Source organism: Citrobacter sp. JUb117 (assembly GCF_024809055.1).
Taxonomy (GTDB): Bacteria; Pseudomonadota; Gammaproteobacteria; order Enterobacterales; family Enterobacteriaceae; genus Citrobacter; species Citrobacter gillenii.
Map to the genome: position 1 here is coordinate 252,000 of NZ_JANUFB010000003.1, position 20,520 is coordinate 272,519.

The window sequence follows — 20,520 nt, forward strand, 5'->3', positions numbered from 1 at the left end:
CGTTCGCTTATTCTGTTTCTGTTTTTGCTTCAGCCGCATAAGACGGCTGCCCTGGCGGGATCGATGGCGATCAATCCGGACAACAGTGCGTCCATTTCTTGCGCCAGACGGGTTTTATCACTTTCACTACGGTTGGCTTTTAAACGCAGTAATTTCAGGCGTCTCGCTTTTACTTCAAATAACAGTTCAGGTTCCCACTGTTCGAGGATAAGAGACTGCGCTGCCGTATTTAGCTCCCCAAGCAAATGCAGCGCGAGATCGTTGCGGCCGCATTGTTCAGTCAGGCGAGCCATCAACATTTGGCGCAGCCAGCGCTGGCGAACCGAAATAATACCGGGCCGAGCCTGAAGCCAGGCAAGCGCCGCCTCAATCCCTTCGCTATCGGCTAGCGCCAGAGCCTCGCTTTCCAGTAGCAAAATATCGTCGTCATCCCCGGCAGAAACCGCCGTGATGTTCTCTGTCTGCCAGTCACTCTCCTGCATAACATCACGGGTTATCCATTCGCGGGTGACATCATCGGCAAAGGGAGTACCGTCATTAAATGCCAGCGTATCCAGACCCGGCATTCGATGCAGCAGCATCTTCAGATCGCTGATAATAATTTCAGGATATTTATCCCACGGCGTACCTGCCCGACTGACCGCCTGATGAAGATACCACTGCACATCCAGCCAGAAGTGGTTGACCCCCTCAGCAAATAAACTGTCCGTTAACTCAATCAGCTCTGTCCAACTTTGTTGCAAGTACAGACGCTTGAGCTGGGCTCGGTAATCACTCTTGGGGGGGATCAGACGCGTACGCCCTGCGCCATCGGGCGGTGGAAGTTGACAGACAGTATCCAGCCGCACGCTTTTCATCAAATGATGCGCCGCCAGCCAACCGTCGGGTTGATCGCGGAGATATTTCGCCAGCACTCGCGTCTGCTCAAGCAGTTCTCGTCCGGAAGCAATACTTTTGAGCGCTGGCGCTTCTGCGCTTTGTCGACCCGACTGGACCCCGATGTTTTGCGGGACCAGTGCCTGAGCACCGCCTGATTGCACCAGACGATTCTCCAGGGCGCTATACAGCGCTCCGAGTCCAGGGCGAAGGTTCTCCTCCCGCTGGCTAAACATCTGCTGCAGTAATATCAGCGCACCGGTAATTCGTTGCGCATCGGGTCGTGAGACTTCAGGGTAACGTGCCAGACTATCCAGCATCCGTCCGCCAGCCAGCCATTCAAGAGCCGCCTTATGGCTGTTAGCTCTTAAAGGATGCAGGTTATCGCCATAACGTTGCATCAGACCTGCCAGTAAGGTCAGGCCATCGGCGAGGCCAGGCTCACCATCCCGATGCAAACGAGCCCATGTGTAATAGGTTACGACGCGAACATCCTTACTGGTGGTGGTCAGAAGCTTTTCTGCCAGCGCAATGATGAGATCGGTTTGTGCGCCGGAGAGTTTATTGACCTCTTCTCTCATACGCTGAAAATCATCATCATAGCCAGGATCTTCGCCGCCAGGACTCACCTCGGAAATCGGCAGTAGCCAGTTCTGCCAAAGCACAGTCTGCGCTTGCGCCTGTTCCATCAACCGCTGTTGTTCATCTGGCGAAGTCATACTGGCTGCCAGGAGACGATTCAGGGCGCTCATTCTTCTTCCTCTGATGAACTCTGACTGCTTATAACAAAAATATTCTCGGGTAACTCAAAATCGCGTAGCTGGAGTAATGCAAGCGGACCATCACCGGCTTCCGTTCTCAGCGTATAGTTCAGCGGAAGGCCATCCTGGGCCGTCCAGCGCAGGTTAAAGCCGCTGTTAACCCCGGCATTATCGGTAATCTCCGCTTTCTCAAGCAGCCTTATCCAGCCCCAGGTTCCTGGATTATCGGAGTAGATTCGGGTCCCCGTTTTCGTGCTCACCCAGCTTAAGGTTGCGCCCGATGCTTCTGTATCCGCCGGCCAGACAATGTTTTTCCATATCGGCATCTGATTGACGTAGGTGAGTTTCTGACCGTCAATCACCAGATCGGTTTGCATGACATCACGCGCGGTTCCGGGGCGTAGCTCAAAACGTAAACCGGCTTCACCACGGGTAAATGCCACATCCGCAAGCTGGCTTAGCGTATCCATCGTCTCAAGAAATACCGGATCAAATACCAGCCCCTGTGCATTCACCGTATCAGGAACCCAGTGGCTGCCCTGTTTATGCAGCACACCGCTTAAGTGACTTTCGAGAAACTGCGGGATCCGACCGTTATCATTGCGCAAATATTGGGCCAGTAGCGGCAACGAGACCTCACTTCCTACGTCACTAAACGGGTAACGACCGCCAAATGCATTGTTCCAGTCATTAACAATCAGCGCCTTCCACTGCGCGTTCAGCCCGGCTGCCGTCGGCTGCAAAACCTGCTGCCATGACTGCTCCAGCGGCTGGACAAACAAGGTTTGACCAAACCCACTCCATGCCTGCCCTAAACTCGCAGCCACCAGATTGCCATAGTCACGCGTGGTGGTGAGATCGACGGTTTTCCCCTGAAATACCGTTTGTGCCAGCGCCTGGCTCATGCCCTGCGGATCGGCGGCATTGGTCACCTGCTGGAGTTTCAGCCGTACCTGGGTAACCCGCGTCAGGTAGGTTTGCAGACTCAGATGGCTGAGATCCTGCCCACCTGATTTATCGTCCATCAAGGCGAGAACCGGCGAGAACGTGTCCGCCATGGGGCCGTCTTCGCGCGCATGCTGATCAATCGTCTGGTTCTCTTTGGTTTTAAACAGATCTTTTGCTGACTTCACCAGTGAGTCCGACAACGCTTCTCCGGTGAATCCGGTACGCCCTTGTACTGAAAGTGTGTTCATTAGCGCAACCAGAGGCGATTGACGAACATCGGCAATCAACGTCAGTTGATCGATAGCATCACTCAAAGTCTGGCTACGCTTCCAGCGCAAACTGTTGAGGAAATCCTGCCAGTTCCCGGCAAAGTCAGTGAAATAACGCTCGCTAAGGCGCGCTTTTAGCGCCTCCGGGGAGAGCGGATCGCTTGCGGAATGCGTATCATCACCCAGCACCTGATCCACCTCTTCCCGGCGGTTATTCACTACTTTTTCTATCGCCGGTAACACTTCCTCTTCCCAGGCTTTACGGGTATATACGCCAGCAATCGTACTTCGGGTATAAAATACGCTCTCCGCACGGGTGTCACCGGTCATGTCCTCCAGACGAAGAGCAGTGTAATGCGGAGTCACCTGCTCAATAATTTTTTGATACAGTGCAGCCTCACCGTTGCGGATCCCCATCTGACGAATTAACAGCGTACGCACCTGGCTAATAAGATTTTTATCCGCCGCCAGCGTCCATTCAGGATGCGCAGGCAGATTTTGCCCCCAGAATCGCCACAGCCCTGGCCCTACGCCCTGCCATGATGCCTGTGACATCCCTGACCGCTCAGGCCAGTCTTTCATCAACGTCTGGCTAAAAAATGACGCCTCCATCTGCTCTGGCCGGGAAAGCATCAAGTACATTTTCAGCTGGTTGTAGGCATTCTTCGCCCGCCCAGCGAACTGAGGGCTGTCTGGCGCGAGCCGGGTTAATGCCGTGAGTTCCTGAGTAAGATGCTTTGCGGCTTCATCACGCAAGAGCGGGATAGCGATACGTGCATAACTCGGCCACAGCGCATCCAACAACGCATCGTTCTGGCTTAAGCCAAAGCGGTAATACCACGGAACCCCATTCTGCTGGCGCCAGCGCAGTTTACCAGGCGTTTGCTGCAGCGCGGACAGCGCCGAAAGGCGCTCAGCGAGCGGTTTATCCTGACCGGCAGCCAGCTTAGCTTGATCCCGGCTTTCCACCACCAGGCTGCGGTTAACCAGAAATGAGACCACCATTCCCGCGCCCCACAGCAACATTAGACCGGCAGTACCGACTGCAAGCACACGCATCCCTGAACGGCCTGTGCGCTGTGCCTTTAGTTCAGCAGGTAATGCGGGGAGTGAATCAAGCAGCGCACGCCAGCGCTCATCACCCGTCCAGGCATGTACCACTCGCGACGTAGTACCTTCTACAGACAGGCTAAAAATCACACCTGCCAGCGGGAGGCCGCGATGAGCGCTGAAAAAAGTCGTTAGCGAATCGCTAATGGCTGCGGCGCTATGCGTCAGCAAATTAGCCATTTTCAGTAAGAAGTTATCGCGAATATTTAGCGTGAGCTGCTGCGTTCCCTGCTGCGCCAGTTGTGAAGCCAACGAGGTAAGCTGCAAGCGACATAATGCAGGGGTACATCCTGGTGACAACAAACAGGTTGCGGACTGAGCATCTACCCCATCATGTGCAGAGTGAGTACCATGCAGCGACCAGAGATATAACGGAATACGCCAGCGAAGCGTGGTAAAAATAGCCTGAAGATGGCGAGCAACGTCGTCCATCTGTTGTGCTGTTAAGGGAGTGATGGGATCGGTGTGAACCAGCACATCCTGTTGCTGGAAGTGGTTACCTACCCATACCGCCCCGTCCAGTGGGCGTCGATGCAGCTTGCGTATCGCATTGAACAAGGTGACATCCGGCGTGTCAGCCAGATCTCCCCCCCAAATTAACACCACACCATCACCTTCAGCCCAGCGCTGAGAGGTGAGTTTAGGCACCAGTTGATCAACCTGAGAGGCATCCCCCATCACCAGCAGGATGCGGGTTTTGGCGCGCCAGCGACGACCATAATTAGCGTTAAGCACGTGGCGCAGTTCTTCAACCAAAAGACTACCGGAGACTGTTTGCGCTATTCGGTTTTCATTCGCGGGAAAGGCCCCCTTTTTTTCCTCTTCTACCCGATGCTGTCGTTGATTTACGTAACGAGTGAAAACTGGCGACATACGGAACAAAATAGCCAATATTATCGTCAAACTCGCTAAGAGTAATTTTTTAGCCGGTGAATCAGCCCCCAGCAGATCGCCATACCGTATAACCAGCCATGCCAGTCCCCCCAAAAATGCCACTATCAGAACACACAGACTTCCCTTACGCCACAGATGGCTTGTCGTATTCATTCTCACTCCAGGGTAAAACGGTACAGATATATGACTGTTCATCCTGAACAGAAACGGCTAAATATGAGTCTGTGTAATGTTGCGCCATATCAGATGCTACGCCAGCACATAACCATCCTGAAAAAGGGCCAGGTATTCCCATGTATTTTTCGAGAATGACACTATTATCCACCTGCCAGTGAGCGCCATAGCTATGCCCCATCGGATATAACTGCACATTCAGCGAATCAATTGATTGGCAATCAGATACAATCGCCTTTGTATTTTTCGCACAAACCTGAGTAGTGAAGAAAGTGGTTAGATCTTGTGTCAGACATGATTTATCCAATGGCATCGGACGTAACAAACGACATTTTCCCTTAAGACTATAATTACGTGCGACGTCATCGCTGACTAAGAGAAAAGCAGCCATTCCATCGGAGTAACTATTTTGCCCATTAAATTGCAAAACCAGAACAAGATCGCTTCTGACTTCTGCATTTTTCAGATTAACGTCCAGTCGATAACAAGGGAATTGCGTTTCTACTCGTACAGAGGAAGGCTGTGGTCTGCCCGGTAAACTTGCCTGCCAAATACTGTGAAAGTTCACATTCAGCAAACGACGCATTTCTGGTGGAGCATCTGTGATGAATGTTACATGCAGAGGTATAGCTGTCGGCAATACATTGAGTGACTCACTTATACAGTTAAGTAAAACAGTTGTAGCATGGTATTGATTTTTAACCTGCGGTAAATAGTCGATACGACGAACCAGTCCATATTGGTTTTCAAGATTCTTTGATTGATTTGCAAGAAATGCGACGGTGATTTTATCCGGTAACAATACACAACTATTGAGCACAACAAACGAACGTTCTCCCCATAACTGCCATTTGCTCTGAGCAAATAAAATTTCCTTTTGCAAAAATTCAAATTCCTCTAGTGCCCGGCTGTATAAATACCCCCTCAAACTGGCTAGTAGTATCCATAGAACCACCGGAAATAATGTAACCAGCCAAATGTTAAACTCACCCAAGAAAAGCACATATTTTTTCGCATGTAACACAAAAAATAAGATACCCGCCAGTAATGATAATAAACCAGCGATTATCCAGCGCCAGAGCGACAACGTCTCAGGCTCTTTAGGTGTCAAAATATTATGGCGTTCCCAGCCCATGATTTTATCCTATTGATGCTTCCGGTGCGCTTGAAATAACCTGACATCCACACATACTTCGACAACCATCGACAACTATCGGCTTCCCATCAGAAAACCATTCTGGCGAGCCTTCAATGATAGGGTTAACGCCATGAAAAGGGATAGGACAACTAACCATATCGCCCAGGAGTGCCACTGTTTTTCCTTGTACAAACATCGTCGAAGATGCAGATATAACCGTTCCACCGTGCGTTGTTTTATCACCCAACAATACAAAACCTTTTGACATAATCAACTCCAAAATAAGCAGTACGAACATTGATAAAATAAATAAACCGCAAAAAACACACAGATAGAAACAGCATTCAAAAAGTATTTATAGCTAATTACCTTATTAACTTATCATTTATATTTTGATGCAATTTAAAATAAGCGAGATTGTGGTTGCGGTTGGGGAGTTTACGAGATAACCCCTTTTAATAAATACATTTACCTTAATGTATTTTGTCACGCCGTTAACGCAATTAATATAACACACCAATAAACCACGAATAATTAGAGAGTAACTTTTTTTTGACCACCACCCGAGCAAAAGATAGTTTTCATTTATTTAACGAATGAGCCAGATAAACTTATCTATTATTCCGCAATCTATCTGAAAGCTATTTCACATTCACCACGCACCGAAAAACATATTTAGGAGAAAATCTATAATCTTCTGCCTTACGCCCATTCAAAAGCGGAGAAGGGAAGTCTGCCTGACGAAACATGGTCAGGGCATACTGATAATCCCCTCCCGGATAGCCCCTTTGTACCTTCCTGTCGCCGCTCTCCGGTCCCTGTGGGTTATCAACCGGCGAGTGCGCATAGTAGTCCGCCGCATACCAGTCATTAGCCCACTCCAGACCACTTAGTCCCATGTCATACAATCCCAGTGGATTGGGGGGATATTTCCCGACCGGGCAGACGCGCAATTTGGTCATCAAGTAGCGTTTTATCCAGACGCTCCAGTGGTTGTGTCGGATCTGCCAGACATGAGACTAAAACCTGAATGGCAGCGGTCACACGTTCAGCCGGAGCCGCATCGGAAAGCGCTTCATCACTCTGCCACGCATCGACATTTTTCAATGAAGAAACCGGAGCAAGATTAATTTTGTCAAAGAGGGACTGATAAACACTGCGCTCACCCGTCGTGGTGGTAGCCGCAGCTGAAGAGGTATGTTCCTGAACAGACATCAACATATTCCTTTAATGATCCTTTACTATTCCAGCCGCTTAAGCGGAGGAAACCCTGTATAGCGTTAAATCTCTTCTGGCATCATTGTTGCCAACTCATCACGCAACTCCTGACTCAGGGCAGGATCTTTAAGGACGATTTCCAGCTCACGGCGAAAAGCGGCGTTATCAAGTAAATTAGATTTCAAATCGCGCAGTAAATTACGCATTGCCAATAGCACGCGGAGTTGTGGGATATTTCGCGCTACCTGCTCCGGTTCAAAATCACGGATATTCTTAAAAGTAAGATTAATCTCTTCATTTAAACCGTCACCCGCTAACGTATTTTCCACACTCAGGTTCACGGTTGGAGAGAACTTTGCTAACACGTCATTGAAATTATTTTTATTAATATCAACCTTTTCACGCTCAGATAATGGTCGCTGTTCTCTACCATTACTGAAATCACCCACAGTCAAAAGTTTTAACGGTAGTTCAACCTTCTTCTGAACGCCTCCTGTGTGTAAATCCAATTTAATGTTAACGCGTGCCGTCGGCACTTCATTCTGAAAACTGTCACCCATACGTCCCTCTCAAACCGGTGAATCCTACCGGTATATCACTTTTCCCAATGGCGCATTTTCCCTTTCCAATCACTCACAGCCTGACACCGTTGAGGGCGTTTCCTGCGTATGACGACCAGTGACTGTCAATAAGAATTAATGATTATAATTAGTATGCTAAGGTAATCCGATATTTTATAGACATTAAAAACTGATCGAAATCACTATTTCGTCAAATAACACATTGATATTATTTATTTAAATAAAGGGAATAAGAAAAATTACATCTAATACAAACAAACAAACATAATTAAATCAAAATGCATTCATTGAATTAATGACAAAATAAAAAAACAACTTCACTTGATGAATATCTGAATAAGTTTATATAGCCACCACAACTAGATAAATGACAATCACAGCCATTGTAAAAACAAATAAAAAAGCCGGAGACATACCCCGGCTTCTTTAGCGCAATCAGAAACAGACCTGAAAGGTTACGCCCCTTTCACTACAATAAGCGGTTCGATATCACTCTCTTTTTTAATCACCAGCGAATCGTCACCGCGCAGACAGGTGCCGCCGTAGTTACCGCCCACGGTGAACGTGCAAACCTGAATATATTTACCGGCAACGTTGGGCAGACACCAAAGCTGCTGATAGATGTTCTTCTGTTCAGCAAACTTACCGCTGGTCTTATCGAGCAGTTCTTCCTCGTGACTGACCAGATCGATGTTGCTGCCACAACGTCCTGCAATAGGTTTCACGGCATAACCGGTTCTCGCCAGCTCGTCGTTAACAGTGAAGTCAGTATCAAGCAGATAGCGATGATGAGGGAACAGTTGCCACAGGATCGGTAAGATTGCCTTGTTGCCGGGAATAACAGTCCACAACGGCTCGAAGACCAGCACTTCCGGGCGCAGCAGAACATCAATCAGTCGTACTTCCTGGTGAGTATGTCCGGTACGAATTGGCACGGCCGCGTATTCGGTTTCGCTCACCTCACGCACTTGCTCGATCGCGGTTTCCCATGCCCAGGTTTTCCAGACGCAATTCACCAAACGACCGTCGCCGTCAATCAACTGGCCGGCATCATCCCAGCGTAATTCGTCCAGTCCGCGGAGGATTTTGCTGTCAAACCCGGCCTGATGCAGCGCCTGCTGCATAAACTGCGCGTGGTAGTTCTCTTCAATGTCCTTGTCCTGCATGATGTGAACGAAAGGACGCGCGCGACTGTGCTTCCAGGCGCCGGCCAGTTCGTTGATCAGCCCTTCTGCAGGATTGTGCCCGCGCCCACGGTAGCCTTGCTCAGCCCAGCGTTCAAGGATCAGGCCTGCTTCGGTATGGCACGATGCGGAATCGGCGTTGTACTCGTACACCTTCAGCCCGCGCTCATCCATACAAAAATCCATACGACCGGTGATCATATGGTGCCGACGACGCTGCCATGAGAGGCGCAGACGCGGCCAGAGAATTTTTGGAATATCGAACAGCGCCAGCAGGTTATCGTCTTTCAGCACTTTGTCGGTTGCGTGCAGATACATCAGATGCAGTTCGTTGGTCGCTTTAATTAGCTCCTGCTCCGCGCTTTCAGTAATGGTGAAGTACTGATGCGGATCCCGATTGATCACATGACCATTTGCCAATACGTAGGCTTTTTGCAACGGATCCTGCTCGTTCAGCCACTTACCATCAAACTGTCCGCTATCTTCCAGTCTCGCGCCGCCAATCTTCAGGGCGTCATTGTCGATCTCTGGCTGCGGCAGACTGTAGCGGGTATCGTCAGTTTGGATCATCCAGCCGAGGATCGTGGTGTCATCAAAGGTATCACGCAGGGTGTAGTGACCATTTTCAACCACCATCTCCAGCTCGCGGGTCCACTGCTGTCCGGGAGGCAGCGGCGTGTGGATCACGTTCTGTTCAGCAATACGGATTTTATTTTCCAGCAACTGGGTGACAACCGCCACATGGCCCGTTTCGTTGAACTCACCGCCTTTTTGCCAGATAAGTAGAGCGCCTGCTACCGGCGCGCGGGGTGAGCCATTAGGGAATGCTTGTAACGGCAGAATATTGTCATTCACCACTTCGCGCAGGAAACGCAAGGAGAAGATCTCCCAGGCCATACCCACATCGGTGAAGACTACGCCATAGTTGAGAAAGAGAAAACGGCGCGCGAACTCGACGCACTGCCATTTGTGGCCCATGTATTCGTCGTCGATATAGCTGCGAAACGCAGCATCATCGTCGTAGTCCCGTGGGTCAAGGGAGCTGTAATCTGAAGAGTAGATTGCTACGCCGCCGGGGGCGTAGCCCAATAATGTCCCGAATGGGGCATCCTGACTGGTCGTTCCTTTGCTCATGCACCTTACCTCAAAACAATACAGCCTGAGCAGGGTGGCGTGAATTTTTCGCTCTGATTGCCTGCTCTGCGACACTAACCGGACAGAGGTTGACTTATCATACACCTCAACGCAGCGGCTGGCGCTCAGAGGCGAAAAATTCGTAGCAGGAGCTACGCTTTACTGAGGATAACCGGCACGCTTTTATACGCCGGGGTCAGACTTTCCGTATCGACCGCATCAAGCGACAGCAGCACATTCGCTTCCGGCAGATACGCGCCGATCGAACCCTCCGCCATGTCGTAAATGACGACCGTTAGCCCGTGCATCATACGATCCACGCAAGGCTTACCGTGGTTATCCAACGCTTGGACGTTAACGACATCGCCCTGAGTCAGCCCGCGGGCCGTTGCTTCCACGGCGCTTAAAAACACCACATCACGTCGCCCGCTAATGCCACGATAGCGATCGTTCATGCCATAAATAGTAGTGTTGTACTGATCGTGGCTACGCAGTGTGGCCAGCACCAGCGCCTCAGCAGGCTGGTTTTCCCGCTCGACTGCACGCTGACGACTGACGACAAAATTAGCTTTACCGTTTGCGGTGTGCCATTCACGCCGCGAAGCCGGCGTATCCATACGAAATCCACCGGGCTCGGCAATACGCGCGTTATAATCGCGAAACGCCGGAATAACGGCCTCGATGGCGTCGCGAATCAACGCATAGTTCCCGGTCAGCGCTTCCCAGTTTACCGGCGAGTGGGGAAGCGTGGCGCGAGCCAGCCCCGCCACAATCGCCGGTTCCGATTTTAGCCATTGAGAGGCCGGTTTTAGCGCACCGCAGGAAGCGTGGACCATCGACATAGAATCCTCGACGGTTACTGACTGAATACCCGTTGCCTGCATATCGCGTTCGGTTCTGCCCAGCGCGGGTAGCAGATAGTTGTGTTTTGCCAGCAGCAAATGCGAACGATTGAGCTTGGTCGCAATGTGAACCTGCATATCCAGCTTTTTCATCGCCTCGAAGGTACGCTGCGGCTGAGGCATCGCCACCGCCAGATTCCCGCCCATGCAAATCAATGCCTTCGCCTCACCACGCTCTATCGCCCGAATACTTTCCACGCTGGAGCGACCATGCTGACGCGAAACGTTGATAGAAAAATGCGCTTCCAGGCGCTGCAGGAAGTCTTCTGATGCCGCCTCGTTAATCCCTACGGAACGGTCGCCCTGCACGTTGGAATGCCCGCGCAGTGGGCAGATCCCCGCCCCCGGTTTGCCCATATTGCCTTTCAACAACAGCAGATTCACCAGTTGCTGGACGTTCTCGGTACCGTTTTTATGCTGGGTGATACCCAGTCCATAACAAATGATCGTCGCGCGAGATTTGTTATAGCTGTGTGCCAAATCTTCCATCTGGCTGCGCGTCAGGCCAGAGTCCTGCTCCAGTTCAGCCCAGCAACATTGGCGTAAATCGTCATACAACGCCGAATAACCCGCGGTATGTTCGTCGATAAACGCATGATCTAGCGTCGGTTGCTGACCCAGCAAGATCCGCGCTTCATCCATTTCGATCAACGCCTTCATGATGCCTTTGAGCAGCGAGGCATCACCGCCCATTTTGACCTGGTAGTAATCGCTGCTAAGTGCTGTCGTCTGGCCGGTGAACATCTCTTTCGGGCTTTGTGGGAAGCTAAAGCGCTCAAGTCCGCGCTCGGTAAGCGGGTTAATTGAGATAATTTTAGCCCCGCGTTTGGCAACGTCGCGTAACGTGGTCAACATGCGCGGATGGTTGGTGCCAGGATTATGTCCGATGCAAATCACCAGTTCACACTGTTCAAAATCATCAAGCTCCACGGTCCCTTTCCCAAGACCAATGGCCCGCGTCAGCCCGGCACTGGTTGGGCCATGACACATGTTTGAACAGTCCGGGAAGTTGCTGCTGCCGTATTCGCGGGCAAACAGTTGATACAGGAACGCCGCCTCATTTGAGGTTCTACCGGAGGTGTAAAACTCAACCTGCTGTGCAGAGTCATAGCTGCGCAGTCGCTCGCCGATTTCCTGAAACGCAATGTCCCACGCCACGGCCTGCCAGGTATCCGTCACGGCATCGTATTTCATCGGGTGCGTCAAACGGCCTATATTTTCCAGCGCATAATCACTGTACTGCCAGAGTGCCGATACCGGGTGGCGGCTGAAAAATGCAGGTGAGGCTTTCTTACTGGTGGTTTCCCAGGACACTGCTTTTACGCCGTTTTCGCACAGTTCCATCGGCGCACGATGGCTCGGATCGGGCCACGCACACCCCGGGCAATCGAACCCTTTCACTTGGTTCATTTTGAACATCGCGATAATGTCGCGCGCGACGGCCTTTTGCGAAAACACCGAAGCAGTGACGGCTTTTACCGCGCCCCACCCACCCGCCGGGCCCTGATAACCGCTTACTCCTGGAACACCATTTTTCATTGTTACTGCTTTTTCACCGCCAATTATTGAGGGTAGTACGGTAGCAATTTCCGTCCAACATTGATTTCCTCTTCATGGAGTACGGTCTGCGTACAATGAACGGGTTAGATTTATCTTCCCCTTTCAGCACAACACGACATAAAGTCCCAATCTGTTAAATTGAGTTTTCCCTAACTGCTACACTGCTTCAACACAACCACTCAGAAGGCAGGTCACTATGTCAGACAATACTTATCAGCCCGCGAAGGTCTGGACGTGGGATAAATCCAATGGCGGTGCATTCGCCAACATCAACCGTCCGGTTTCCGGTGCCACCCACGAGAAAACGCTACCGGTCGGCAAGCATCCGCTGCAGCTCTATTCGCTGGGTACGCCAAACGGTCAGAAAGTGACGATTATGCTGGAAGAGCTGCTGGCGCAGGGCGTGACCGGCGCGGAATATGATGCCTGGATCATCCGTATTGGCGATGGTGACCAGTTTTCCAGCGGCTTTGTTGAGGTGAACCCAAACTCGAAGATCCCGGCACTGCGCGACCATTCGCAAAACCCACCGGTACGCGTGTTTGAGTCTGGCGCTATCCTGCTTTATCTGGCGGAGAAATATGGTTATTTCCTGCCTCAGAATTTGCCAAAACGCACTGAAACACTGAACTGGCTATTCTGGTTACAGGGCGCAGCGCCCTTCCTCGGCGGCGGTTTCGGCCACTTCTACAACTATGCGCCGGTAAAAATTGAGTACGCGATCAATCGCTTCACTATGGAAGCCAAGCGTTTACTCGACGTTCTGGATAAGCAACTGGCACAGCATCAGTTTGTGGCGGGGGATGAATATACCATTGCCGATATGGCCATTTGGCCGTGGTTTGGCAATGTGGTGCTGGGCAACGTCTATGACGCGGCAGAATTCCTTGATGCGGGGAGCTACAAACACGTTCAACGTTGGGCCAAAGAGGTTGCAGCGCGTCCGGCGGTTAAGCGTGGACGGATTGTGAACCGCACTAACGGGCCGCTGGACGAACAGCTTCATGAACGCCATGACGCCAGTGACTTCGATACCAATACCGAAGACAAACGCCAGGGCTAACGCAAGATGCCTTATCCGGCCTACATATAAGGCGTAGGCCTGATAAGCGAAGTCGTCACGCGCTGGTGACGTCGTAATCCATGCGGCGTAACGCATCTAACGTGGCTTTGGCTTCATCTTCATCGATGATGCTCATAGCGAATCCTACGTGCACCAGTACCCATTGCCCGACCAGCTCAGCCGGATCGCCTTCACAAATCAGGGCAATGTTGACATCGCGCTTGATACCGCAAACTTCAACCTGCGCAAGCTGGTGAATATCTTCACCGACGGTCAGAACCTGACCCGGGACTCCAATACACATATCTGACTCCGTCCCATAGCAACCTATGGGCTATTCGACTTCAATACTTTTCACTTTCAGTGAATCGCCGCTTTCAACCCGCAAACGATCGCCCTGACAACGTGGACATTGCGCATCATGCTGGGTAATTTCCACAACCTGACTGCAATCCCAGCACCAGGCCTGAGCGGGTTTGTATTCAATGTGCAATGCACATCCCTGCGCGACCGTGCCCTGACAGACGATGTCAAAACTGAAACGAACGGCACTCTCCTCAACGCAGGAGAGCGCGCCAATTTCCAGCCAAACGCCGGTAACACGTTTAACATCGTGCTGCTCTGCCTGCTGCTGAATAATCTCAACGGCGCTCTGGCAAAGCGACAACTCATGCATTTTCACAGCTCCGACGGCCCAACAGCAACGCGCGACGACCAAGTTGCGGTGCGTTCGGATCGCTCACCGGCAGCGATAACAACATTTTTGCACAATCGTCAGTCAGGCGGACACCCTCTTGTGCCGACATGCTGTGCGAAAGCGGCGACATTAACGAACAGGACAGGTATTGCGATACTCCATCTAGCTCGCCTACGGTAAATGTCATCTCACCATACGGTAAACGCAGCCCCATTTTCTCGCTGACTTTTCGCAGGGGCCAGATCTGATCTGGCCCAGGAAAAATCAGCGCGCTCAGCATCCAGGGCGTGATCACACACCCCGTCCACTGGCCTTCAAACAGCGTAAAATCAGAGACATACACCGGCATATTCGGATGCAGGAACGAGAGATCGTGCATCGAACGGCGGGCTACCTCTTCAAACGCGGCCTGAATCTGCGCTTTTGGGGCTGTCTGAAAGCCTAAAAACTCTTCAGACATGGGCCGCCTCCCGAGGGATGGCTTCCACACCCGATTCGCGCAGCGCGGCGAGAACCTGCTCAAGCGCAGGTTCAATCATGGCTTCAACCGTCGGCGTTAGCCCGATATGCGGCTCCAGCGATTCCGGAATAACGCCGACCAGAGTCAGCTTCTTCGGAAACTCGCCGGTAAAACGCAGGGCCGACAACACGTCGGCCAGGCCAAGCTGGTGCGGCGAGATTTTATTGGTAAACAGCGCCGGGATCTCTTCATCCCGCAGGACCATCATGGTTCCCGGCGTGCTTTTTCTCGACACAATGGCGTCAGCAATGATCAGATGATCTCTGTCTGCCATATCGCCAAGCAGCTCCATCCCCGCTGTACCGCCATCCAGAACGTCAACGAAATCAGGCAGGATGTACCGTTGCTCTAATGCCTCAACGATACGTACCCCGATGGCTTCGTCAGTCAGCAAAATATTGCCGACCCCTAAGACTAATATCCGCATTACAGAACCTTAACTGAGACGACTTCGTTCCCGTCAACGTCCACCACATGCACCGCACATGACATACAAGGGTCGAAAGAGTGAATAGTACGCACCACTTCCAGCGGTTTGTTCGGATCGGCGATCGGCGTGCCTACCAGTGAACGCTCATACGGTCCCACTTCGTCATTAAAGTTACGCGGGCCAGAGTTCCAGGTTGAAGGTACAACCGCCTGATAGTTGCTGATAATGCCGTCTTTAATCACCATCCAGTGAGAAAGCATACCGCGTGGTGCTTCGAGGAAGCCTACACCTTTGAACTCGCCAGTGGCCGGGATATTCGGTTTCACGAAGGTGGTGTGGTCGCCTTTGCCGATGTTTACGATCAGCGCGTTATACTGATTTTGCAGAACGTTCTGCAGTTCACAGCAGTGAACGGTACGACCAATGATACGACCCAGCGTCGAATGCAGCTGTGCCACTTCGATGGTTTTACCGGTCAGCTTGGTGTAAATCGCAATGATCTCATTCAGCTTGGCATGGGTAGACTCGCGTTTTGCCGCCAGTTTACACAGCATGTTAGCCAGCGGGCCCACTTCCACCGTTTTGCCGTAGAAGGTTGGCGCTTTAACCCAGGAGTATTTGCCATCGTCAGACCAGCCGGTGTAATCCGGAACCGTTGTTCCTTCCCACGGCGCCTGCGGCGCTTCGTCTTTGTACCACGCATGTTTCGCACTCTCCTGAATCCCTTTGATCAGGTATTCATCAGAATGAGAGGTGATCGGACGATAGGTCGACAGGTCTGCATCGGTAATGTAACCACCTGGGAACAGGAAGCTGCCGTTTTTGCCGTCAGTCGGGAATTCCGGCGCGCTCAGGTAGTTTACCGCACCCTGGCCGCGTTCCAGCCACTCCGGATAGAATGCGGCAATAACCGCGGTATCCACTTTGTACACCTGCTCAACAAAGTCACTCAGCTTATCAATGAAGGACTTGATGTACATCAGGCGTTCAAGGTTCAGCACGCCAAGACCGTCGAGGTTGATTGGGTTCGCCACCCCACCGACCGCCAGGTTCTGGATGTGCGGTGTTTTACCGCCCAGCAGCGCCACGACGCGGTTGGCATCACGCTGGCATTCCAGCGCCTGCAGGTAGTGTGCAACTGCAATCAGGTTCACTTCCGGTGGCAGTTTCATTGCCGGGTGACCCCAGCAGCCGTTGGCAAAAATACCTAACTGACCGCTGGCAACCAGGTCCTTGATCTTGTTCTGAACCTTAGTGAACTCTTCCGCGCTGTTCAGGTGCCAGGTCGACACGCCGTTCAGCATCGCCGAGGCTTTTGCTGGATCGGCTTTCAGTGCGGAGGTGATATCCACCCAGTCCAGCGCAGACAACTGATAGAAGTGCACGATATGGTCATGCGTGGTGTGCGCTGCCAGAATGATGTTACGGATGTACTGCGCGTTCACGGGAACATCAATGTTCAGTGCGCTTTCAGCAGCGCGCACGGAAGAGATAGCGTGCGTGGTGGTACACACACCACAAATACGCTGCACAATCATCCACGCATCACGCGGATCGCGATTCTTCACGATCTCTTCCATGCCGCGCCACATGGTACCGGACGCCCATGCTTTTGATACCACGCCATTTTCGATTTCGCAGTCGATGCGTAAATGGCCTTCAATACGGGTTACCGGATCAATAGTAATTCTCTGGCTCATGCTTTGCTCGCCTCATGACGATTTTGATCGTTTTGTTTTAAAGGAGGAAGTATCGGCAGTAGACGAATGAGTACGATGTATGCACAAATCTCAATAGCCACAAAACCAATAGAAATCAACAGTTCTTCCCAGGTCGGGAAGTAGTGGTAGCCACCACCAGGATTGAACGCCACCAGCGAATAGGACAGACGCCATGTTGCACAACCCAGCAATGCGCTCAGCGCAGACAGGTACAGCATGCGCGAGTCATTTCGCAGTTTCGCGATACGCAGTACCACCAGCGGGAAGACCATCAGCACAACCTCAAGCCAGAACATGGCTGAGTAGAAATCGCCTGCAAACGCATACGACAACTTGTCCCGATAGATCAGTTCACCAAAGCGTAGAACCACGAAGATCGCCAACAAGACGCTAATCGTATTCGTCAGTTTGATGAACAAACTCTTCTCGTCCGGCCCATTACCTTTCAGGCCGCTTTGTACCAGCGAACCTTCAAAGATGACGATCGAGAAGCCCATTATAAAGGCGGTAAGCACCGAGAATAGCGGCAGCATTTCATAGGCTTGCCACAGTGGATGCACCTTATTACCGGCAGAAATCATCAATGAACCCATTGAAGACTGGTGCATTGTCGGCAGCAGTGCGCCGAGGGCGATAATAAAGAACATCACTTTGTTCAGACGCTTGAGCGAAACTTTCCACCCCAGGCGTTCAAACAAGGCCGGCGCAAATTCCAGCGCCATGATGCCGATATAAATGGTCATACAGACTGCCGTTTCGAACAGCACCGAGTTCACGTTAAAGTGGCCCGGAATGTAGAAGTACGGCAGGTTCCAGTAACGACCGACGTCGATGGTGATCGACAGGCCACCCAGAGAATAACCAAACAGGCTCGCCAACAAGGCTGGGCGCACCAGCGGGTGATATTCCCCTTTGTTGAAAACATAGACCGCCCATGCCAGTGCCCAACCGCCACAGGCAAAACCGGTGCCGATCAACAGGTCAAACGCGATCCATACACCCCACGGGAATCCACCGTTCAGATCGGAGACTGAGCCCAACCCGAAGACCAGACGTTTTACGATCAGGAGCATACACAGGACGATTAACGGCCCAAAAATAATGACCGGCTTGCTGATTATTCTTCCGCCCAGCGGTTTAGGATCATGACTCATGATCGTCTCCTCCATCGTGATGGTCGTTTTTCATATTACGACGAACCAGCACGGTTATGCCCGCCAGCGCTGCCAGGGGTAAAATCATGCCCTTATACAGGGAATGTTGAACATGCTCAGAACGCGCACCGGTTGACAGATCAGCCAGCTGTGGGAGATCCAGATTTTCATAAGGAACGCCCGTCAGTACCAATACCTGCGTACCGCCGCCTTCTTTCTCGCCGTACAGGTGCGGGTAATATTTCGGCACCGTGTGCAGATAGGTATCGCTGTCTTTCACCGTCTGACGCGGATAGTGGTATTCGCTGCCAGGCTTCAGCGCCAGGCGTTTTTTCGCCTCAGCCATCAGCTCTTCGCGCGTACCAAAAATCACCGCACCGGCAGGACACACTTCAACACAGCCCGGTAAACCACCTTTATCCAGGCGCTCTACACCTTTCTGGTTACACAGCTCGCACTTATGGAGTGCACCAAACGGGTTGTTGTAGTCGTATTTAGGCACGTTGTACGGGCAAGCGACCATGCAGTAACGGCAACCGGTACAGACATCTTTGTCATAGTGGACGATGCCGGTTTTCGGATCTTTTTTCAGCGCGGAGACCGGACAAACAGAAACGCAGTTCGGATCGACACAGTGCATACATTGTTTCTTGATGTACGCGTAGCCGTTCTGCTCCTGGTCTTTGTTAACGCCTGTTCCACTACGCCACACCTGAATGATGTTATTGGTGTACGGTGACAGTTTGTCGTTGTTCGACCAGGTTTGCTCCCCCTCAGGGTTGCGCGCTGGGAAGTTGATGTCCTGACACTTGGTGACACAGGCCTGACAGCCGACACACAGCGTCGAGTCATACAGCATCCCAAGGGAACCCGGGATCGGCGGACGGTTTTCTGCAGCCGCATGGCTGACGGACGGCGCTGCGCCCAACAGCAATGCTCCGCCAGAAGCTGCTTTAATAAAGTTACGTCTGTTCACGGTTATTCTCCCCGTGAGTCAGCGTTATCTTTCTTTTGCTGACGTCCCAGTTCACGTACCGCCATCACGCTGACGCCGGCCACCAGTCCTACTACGCCACCCAGCAGCCCAATAGCCCCAGCAGAAATGTTGCCACCTTCTTTCAGGTTGACATCCGGCTTCTCTGAACGCGGAGTTTGGTTTTCCACAGAAGCGAGTTGGTGAATGCCTTTATGGAAACCGACGCCTTCTTCGTTACAGCCGTAGCAAGGGTGACCGATCGCCACTGGCCACACGCCGCCAACATCACAGAACTGTAACGTTGAGCAGTTGCCGTAGGTTTCTGGCCCTTTACAGCCCAGATGGTAGAGGCACCAGCCTTCACGATGGCCTTCATCGCCGAACTCTTTAGCAAAACGACCCGCATCAAAGTGCGGACGACGCTCGCAGTGTTCGTGGATCAGACGACCGTAGGCAAACGTTGGACGGTTTTTCGCATCCAGCTTCGGTGGCTTACCGTAGGTGATGATGTGTGCGACCGTTGCGAGGAAGTTATGCGGGTTCGGCGGACAGCCTGGAATATTGATGATGGTTTTGCCTGGCAGGACTTCCTGCAAGCCAACTGCCCCCGTTGGGTTAACGCCTGCGGCAGCAACACCACCCCATGCGGCACATGAGCCGATAGCAATGATCGCCGCAGCGCCTTCGGCCGCCTTGCGGATATGATCCACAATAGGCTCACCGGCAACCATGCAGTAAACACCGTTATCTTTCAGTGGGATAGAACCATCTACGACCAGAACATACTGCCCTTTGTACTTCTCCAGAGCGTTATGTTTGTTCTCTTCGACCTGGTGGCCGAAGGCGGCGGAAAGCACCTCATGGTATTCCAGAGAGATCGTCTCCAGGACGAGGTTTTCCACGGTAGGGTGTGTCGCACGAAGTAGCGATTCAGTACAGCCCGTACACTCCTGAGCACCTATCCAGATAACCGGCGGGCGCTGAGGGCGGGATACTGATTCCGCCATTTCTGCGGCGGCTTTGCTACTGAGCCCCATGGTAGCGGCCAATGCTGCACAAAGCTTCATGAAATCACGGCGATTAATGCCGTTCGAATTGATGAGAGAGTTATCTCCAGTCATTTTATTGTTATTCCGTTGCGAAGACCTGGCTTTTATTTTGCACCATTCGCATGTTGCTTATTGCGATCGGCGCGCCATTACCACACTTT

General features: G+C 51.8%; 17 protein-coding genes and 1 pseudogene. 1 reads left to right on the plus strand and 17 read right to left on the minus strand.

What is annotated here, in order from left to right; all coding sequences use genetic code 11:
• Positions 1–29: 29 nt before the first annotated feature.
• The 9 genes and pseudogenes from tssA to M2374_RS08630 all read right to left on the minus strand — a co-directional run bounded on the left by tssA (position 30) and on the right by M2374_RS08630 (position 12,728).
• Positions 30–1,628 carry a type VI secretion system protein TssA gene (gene tssA, locus M2374_RS08590; protein WP_181218143.1) on the minus strand — a complete coding sequence of 533 codons (1,599 nt, stop codon included), beginning with the start codon at positions 1,626–1,628 and terminating at the stop codon, positions 30–32.
• On the minus strand, positions 1,625–5,011 hold the full coding sequence (locus M2374_RS08595; protein WP_181688745.1) for an ImcF-related family protein: 3,387 nt from the start codon (positions 5,009–5,011) through the stop codon (positions 1,625–1,627). Before M2374_RS08595 ends, tssA begins: the two co-directional genes overlap by 4 nt.
• Positions 4,983–6,167, minus strand: a complete 1,185-nt coding sequence (locus tag M2374_RS08600) for a type VI secretion protein (protein WP_181218146.1) — start codon at positions 6,165–6,167, stop codon at positions 4,983–4,985. Before M2374_RS08600 ends, M2374_RS08595 begins: the two co-directional genes overlap by 29 nt.
• 4 nt (positions 6,168–6,171) lie before the next feature.
• Positions 6,172–6,438: a PAAR domain-containing protein gene (locus M2374_RS08605; protein WP_174361150.1), complete on the minus strand. Its 267-nt coding sequence runs from the start codon at positions 6,436–6,438 to the stop codon at positions 6,172–6,174.
• Between the two features lie 373 nt (positions 6,439–6,811).
• Positions 6,812–7,117 (minus strand): annotated as a pseudogene (locus tag M2374_RS08610) (formylglycine-generating enzyme family protein); the annotation flags it as partial.
• Entirely contained in the window at positions 7,071–7,385 is a 315-nt protein-coding gene (locus tag M2374_RS08615) for a hypothetical protein (RefSeq protein WP_249418295.1), read from the minus strand. The gene M2374_RS08615 and the pseudogene M2374_RS08610, both read right to left, overlap by 47 nt.
• A 65-nt stretch (positions 7,386–7,450) precedes the next feature.
• The gene (gene tssB, locus M2374_RS08620) at positions 7,451–7,948 is read right to left on the minus strand and encodes a type VI secretion system contractile sheath small subunit (RefSeq protein WP_117342666.1); all 498 of its coding nucleotides are present in this window, start codon (positions 7,946–7,948) and stop codon (positions 7,451–7,453) included.
• Positions 7,949–8,424: 476 nt separating this feature from the next.
• Positions 8,425–10,287 (minus strand): bifunctional glutathionylspermidine amidase/synthase, encoded by a 1,863-nt coding sequence (gss, locus tag M2374_RS08625; protein ID WP_115257498.1) that lies wholly within the window; start codon positions 10,285–10,287, stop codon positions 8,425–8,427.
• Between the two features lie 152 nt (positions 10,288–10,439).
• A complete protein-coding gene (locus M2374_RS08630) occupies positions 10,440–12,728 on the minus strand; it encodes an FdhF/YdeP family oxidoreductase (protein WP_181688743.1) in 2,289 nt (762 codons plus the stop codon).
• A gap of 217 nt (positions 12,729–12,945) precedes the next feature.
• Between M2374_RS08630 and yghU the strand changes: the two genes are divergently transcribed.
• On the plus strand, positions 12,946–13,812 hold the full coding sequence (yghU, locus tag M2374_RS08635; protein ID WP_135911407.1) for a glutathione-dependent disulfide-bond oxidoreductase: 867 nt from the start codon (positions 12,946–12,948) through the stop codon (positions 13,810–13,812).
• 55 nt (positions 13,813–13,867) lie between these two features.
• Here the strand turns inward: yghU and hybG are convergent, their stop codons facing one another.
• The 8 genes from hybG to hybO are packed head-to-tail and all read right to left on the minus strand — an operon-like array spanning position 13,868 to position 20,431.
• A complete protein-coding gene (gene hybG, locus M2374_RS08640; protein ID WP_096755683.1) occupies positions 13,868–14,116 on the minus strand; it encodes a hydrogenase maturation factor HybG in 249 nt (82 codons plus the stop codon).
• A 30-nt stretch (positions 14,117–14,146) separates the two neighbouring features.
• A complete protein-coding gene (hypA, locus tag M2374_RS08645) occupies positions 14,147–14,488 on the minus strand; it encodes a hydrogenase maturation nickel metallochaperone HypA (protein WP_096755682.1) in 342 nt (113 codons plus the stop codon).
• A complete protein-coding gene (gene hybE / locus M2374_RS08650) occupies positions 14,481–14,969 on the minus strand; it encodes a hydrogenase-2 assembly chaperone (RefSeq protein ID WP_096755681.1) in 489 nt (162 codons plus the stop codon). Before hybE ends, hypA begins: the two co-directional genes overlap by 8 nt.
• Positions 14,962–15,456 (minus strand): HyaD/HybD family hydrogenase maturation endopeptidase, encoded by a 495-nt coding sequence (locus M2374_RS08655; RefSeq protein ID WP_115257493.1) that lies wholly within the window; start codon positions 15,454–15,456, stop codon positions 14,962–14,964. Before M2374_RS08655 ends, hybE begins: the two co-directional genes overlap by 8 nt.
• Positions 15,456–17,159 carry a hydrogenase 2 large subunit gene (gene hybC, locus M2374_RS08660; protein WP_115257492.1) on the minus strand — a complete coding sequence of 568 codons (1,704 nt, stop codon included), beginning with the start codon at positions 17,157–17,159 and terminating at the stop codon, positions 15,456–15,458. The genes M2374_RS08655 and hybC overlap by 1 nt, the downstream gene beginning before the upstream one ends.
• Positions 17,156–18,334 (minus strand): Ni/Fe-hydrogenase cytochrome b subunit, encoded by a 1,179-nt coding sequence (gene hybB, locus M2374_RS08665; protein WP_096755678.1) that lies wholly within the window; start codon positions 18,332–18,334, stop codon positions 17,156–17,158. Before hybB ends, hybC begins: the two co-directional genes overlap by 4 nt.
• Positions 18,324–19,310: a hydrogenase 2 operon protein HybA gene (hybA, locus tag M2374_RS08670; RefSeq protein ID WP_096755677.1), complete on the minus strand. Its 987-nt coding sequence runs from the start codon at positions 19,308–19,310 to the stop codon at positions 18,324–18,326. Before hybA ends, hybB begins: the two co-directional genes overlap by 11 nt.
• 2 nt (positions 19,311–19,312) lie before the next feature.
• Positions 19,313–20,431 carry a hydrogenase 2 small subunit gene (gene hybO / locus M2374_RS08675; protein ID WP_096755676.1) on the minus strand — a complete coding sequence of 373 codons (1,119 nt, stop codon included), beginning with the start codon at positions 20,429–20,431 and terminating at the stop codon, positions 19,313–19,315.
• Positions 20,432–20,520: the final 89 nt, after the last annotated feature.

Coding starts and splice junctions, on each gene's coding strand:
- tssA (WP_181218143.1), bottom strand. CDS start 1,628: ATGAGCGCCCTGAATCGTCTCCTGGCAGCCAGTATGACTTCGCCAGAT.
- M2374_RS08595 (WP_181688745.1), bottom strand. CDS start 5,011: ATGAATACGACAAGCCATCTGTGGCGTAAGGGAAGTCTGTGTGTTCTG.
- M2374_RS08600 (WP_181218146.1), bottom strand. CDS start 6,167: ATGGGCTGGGAACGCCATAATATTTTGACACCTAAAGAGCCTGAGACG.
- M2374_RS08605 (WP_174361150.1), bottom strand. CDS start 6,438: ATGTCAAAAGGTTTTGTATTGTTGGGTGATAAAACAACGCACGGTGGA.
- M2374_RS08615 (WP_249418295.1), bottom strand. CDS start 7,385: ATGTCTGTTCAGGAACATACCTCTTCAGCTGCGGCTACCACCACGACG.
- tssB (WP_117342666.1), bottom strand. CDS start 7,948: ATGGGTGACAGTTTTCAGAATGAAGTGCCGACGGCACGCGTTAACATT.
- gss (WP_115257498.1), bottom strand. CDS start 10,287: ATGAGCAAAGGAACGACCAGTCAGGATGCCCCATTCGGGACATTATTG.
- M2374_RS08630 (WP_181688743.1), bottom strand. CDS start 12,728: ATGAAAAATGGTGTTCCAGGAGTAAGCGGTTATCAGGGCCCGGCGGGT.
- yghU (WP_135911407.1), top strand. CDS start 12,946: ATGTCAGACAATACTTATCAGCCCGCGAAGGTCTGGACGTGGGATAAA.
- hybG (WP_096755683.1), bottom strand. CDS start 14,116: ATGTGTATTGGAGTCCCGGGTCAGGTTCTGACCGTCGGTGAAGATATT.
- hypA (WP_096755682.1), bottom strand. CDS start 14,488: ATGCATGAGTTGTCGCTTTGCCAGAGCGCCGTTGAGATTATTCAGCAG.
- hybE (WP_096755681.1), bottom strand. CDS start 14,969: ATGTCTGAAGAGTTTTTAGGCTTTCAGACAGCCCCAAAAGCGCAGATT.
- M2374_RS08655 (WP_115257493.1), bottom strand. CDS start 15,456: ATGCGGATATTAGTCTTAGGGGTCGGCAATATTTTGCTGACTGACGAA.
- hybC (WP_115257492.1), bottom strand. CDS start 17,159: ATGAGCCAGAGAATTACTATTGATCCGGTAACCCGTATTGAAGGCCAT.
- hybB (WP_096755678.1), bottom strand. CDS start 18,334: ATGAGTCATGATCCTAAACCGCTGGGCGGAAGAATAATCAGCAAGCCG.
- hybO (WP_096755676.1), bottom strand. CDS start 20,431: ATGACTGGAGATAACTCTCTCATCAATTCGAACGGCATTAATCGCCGT.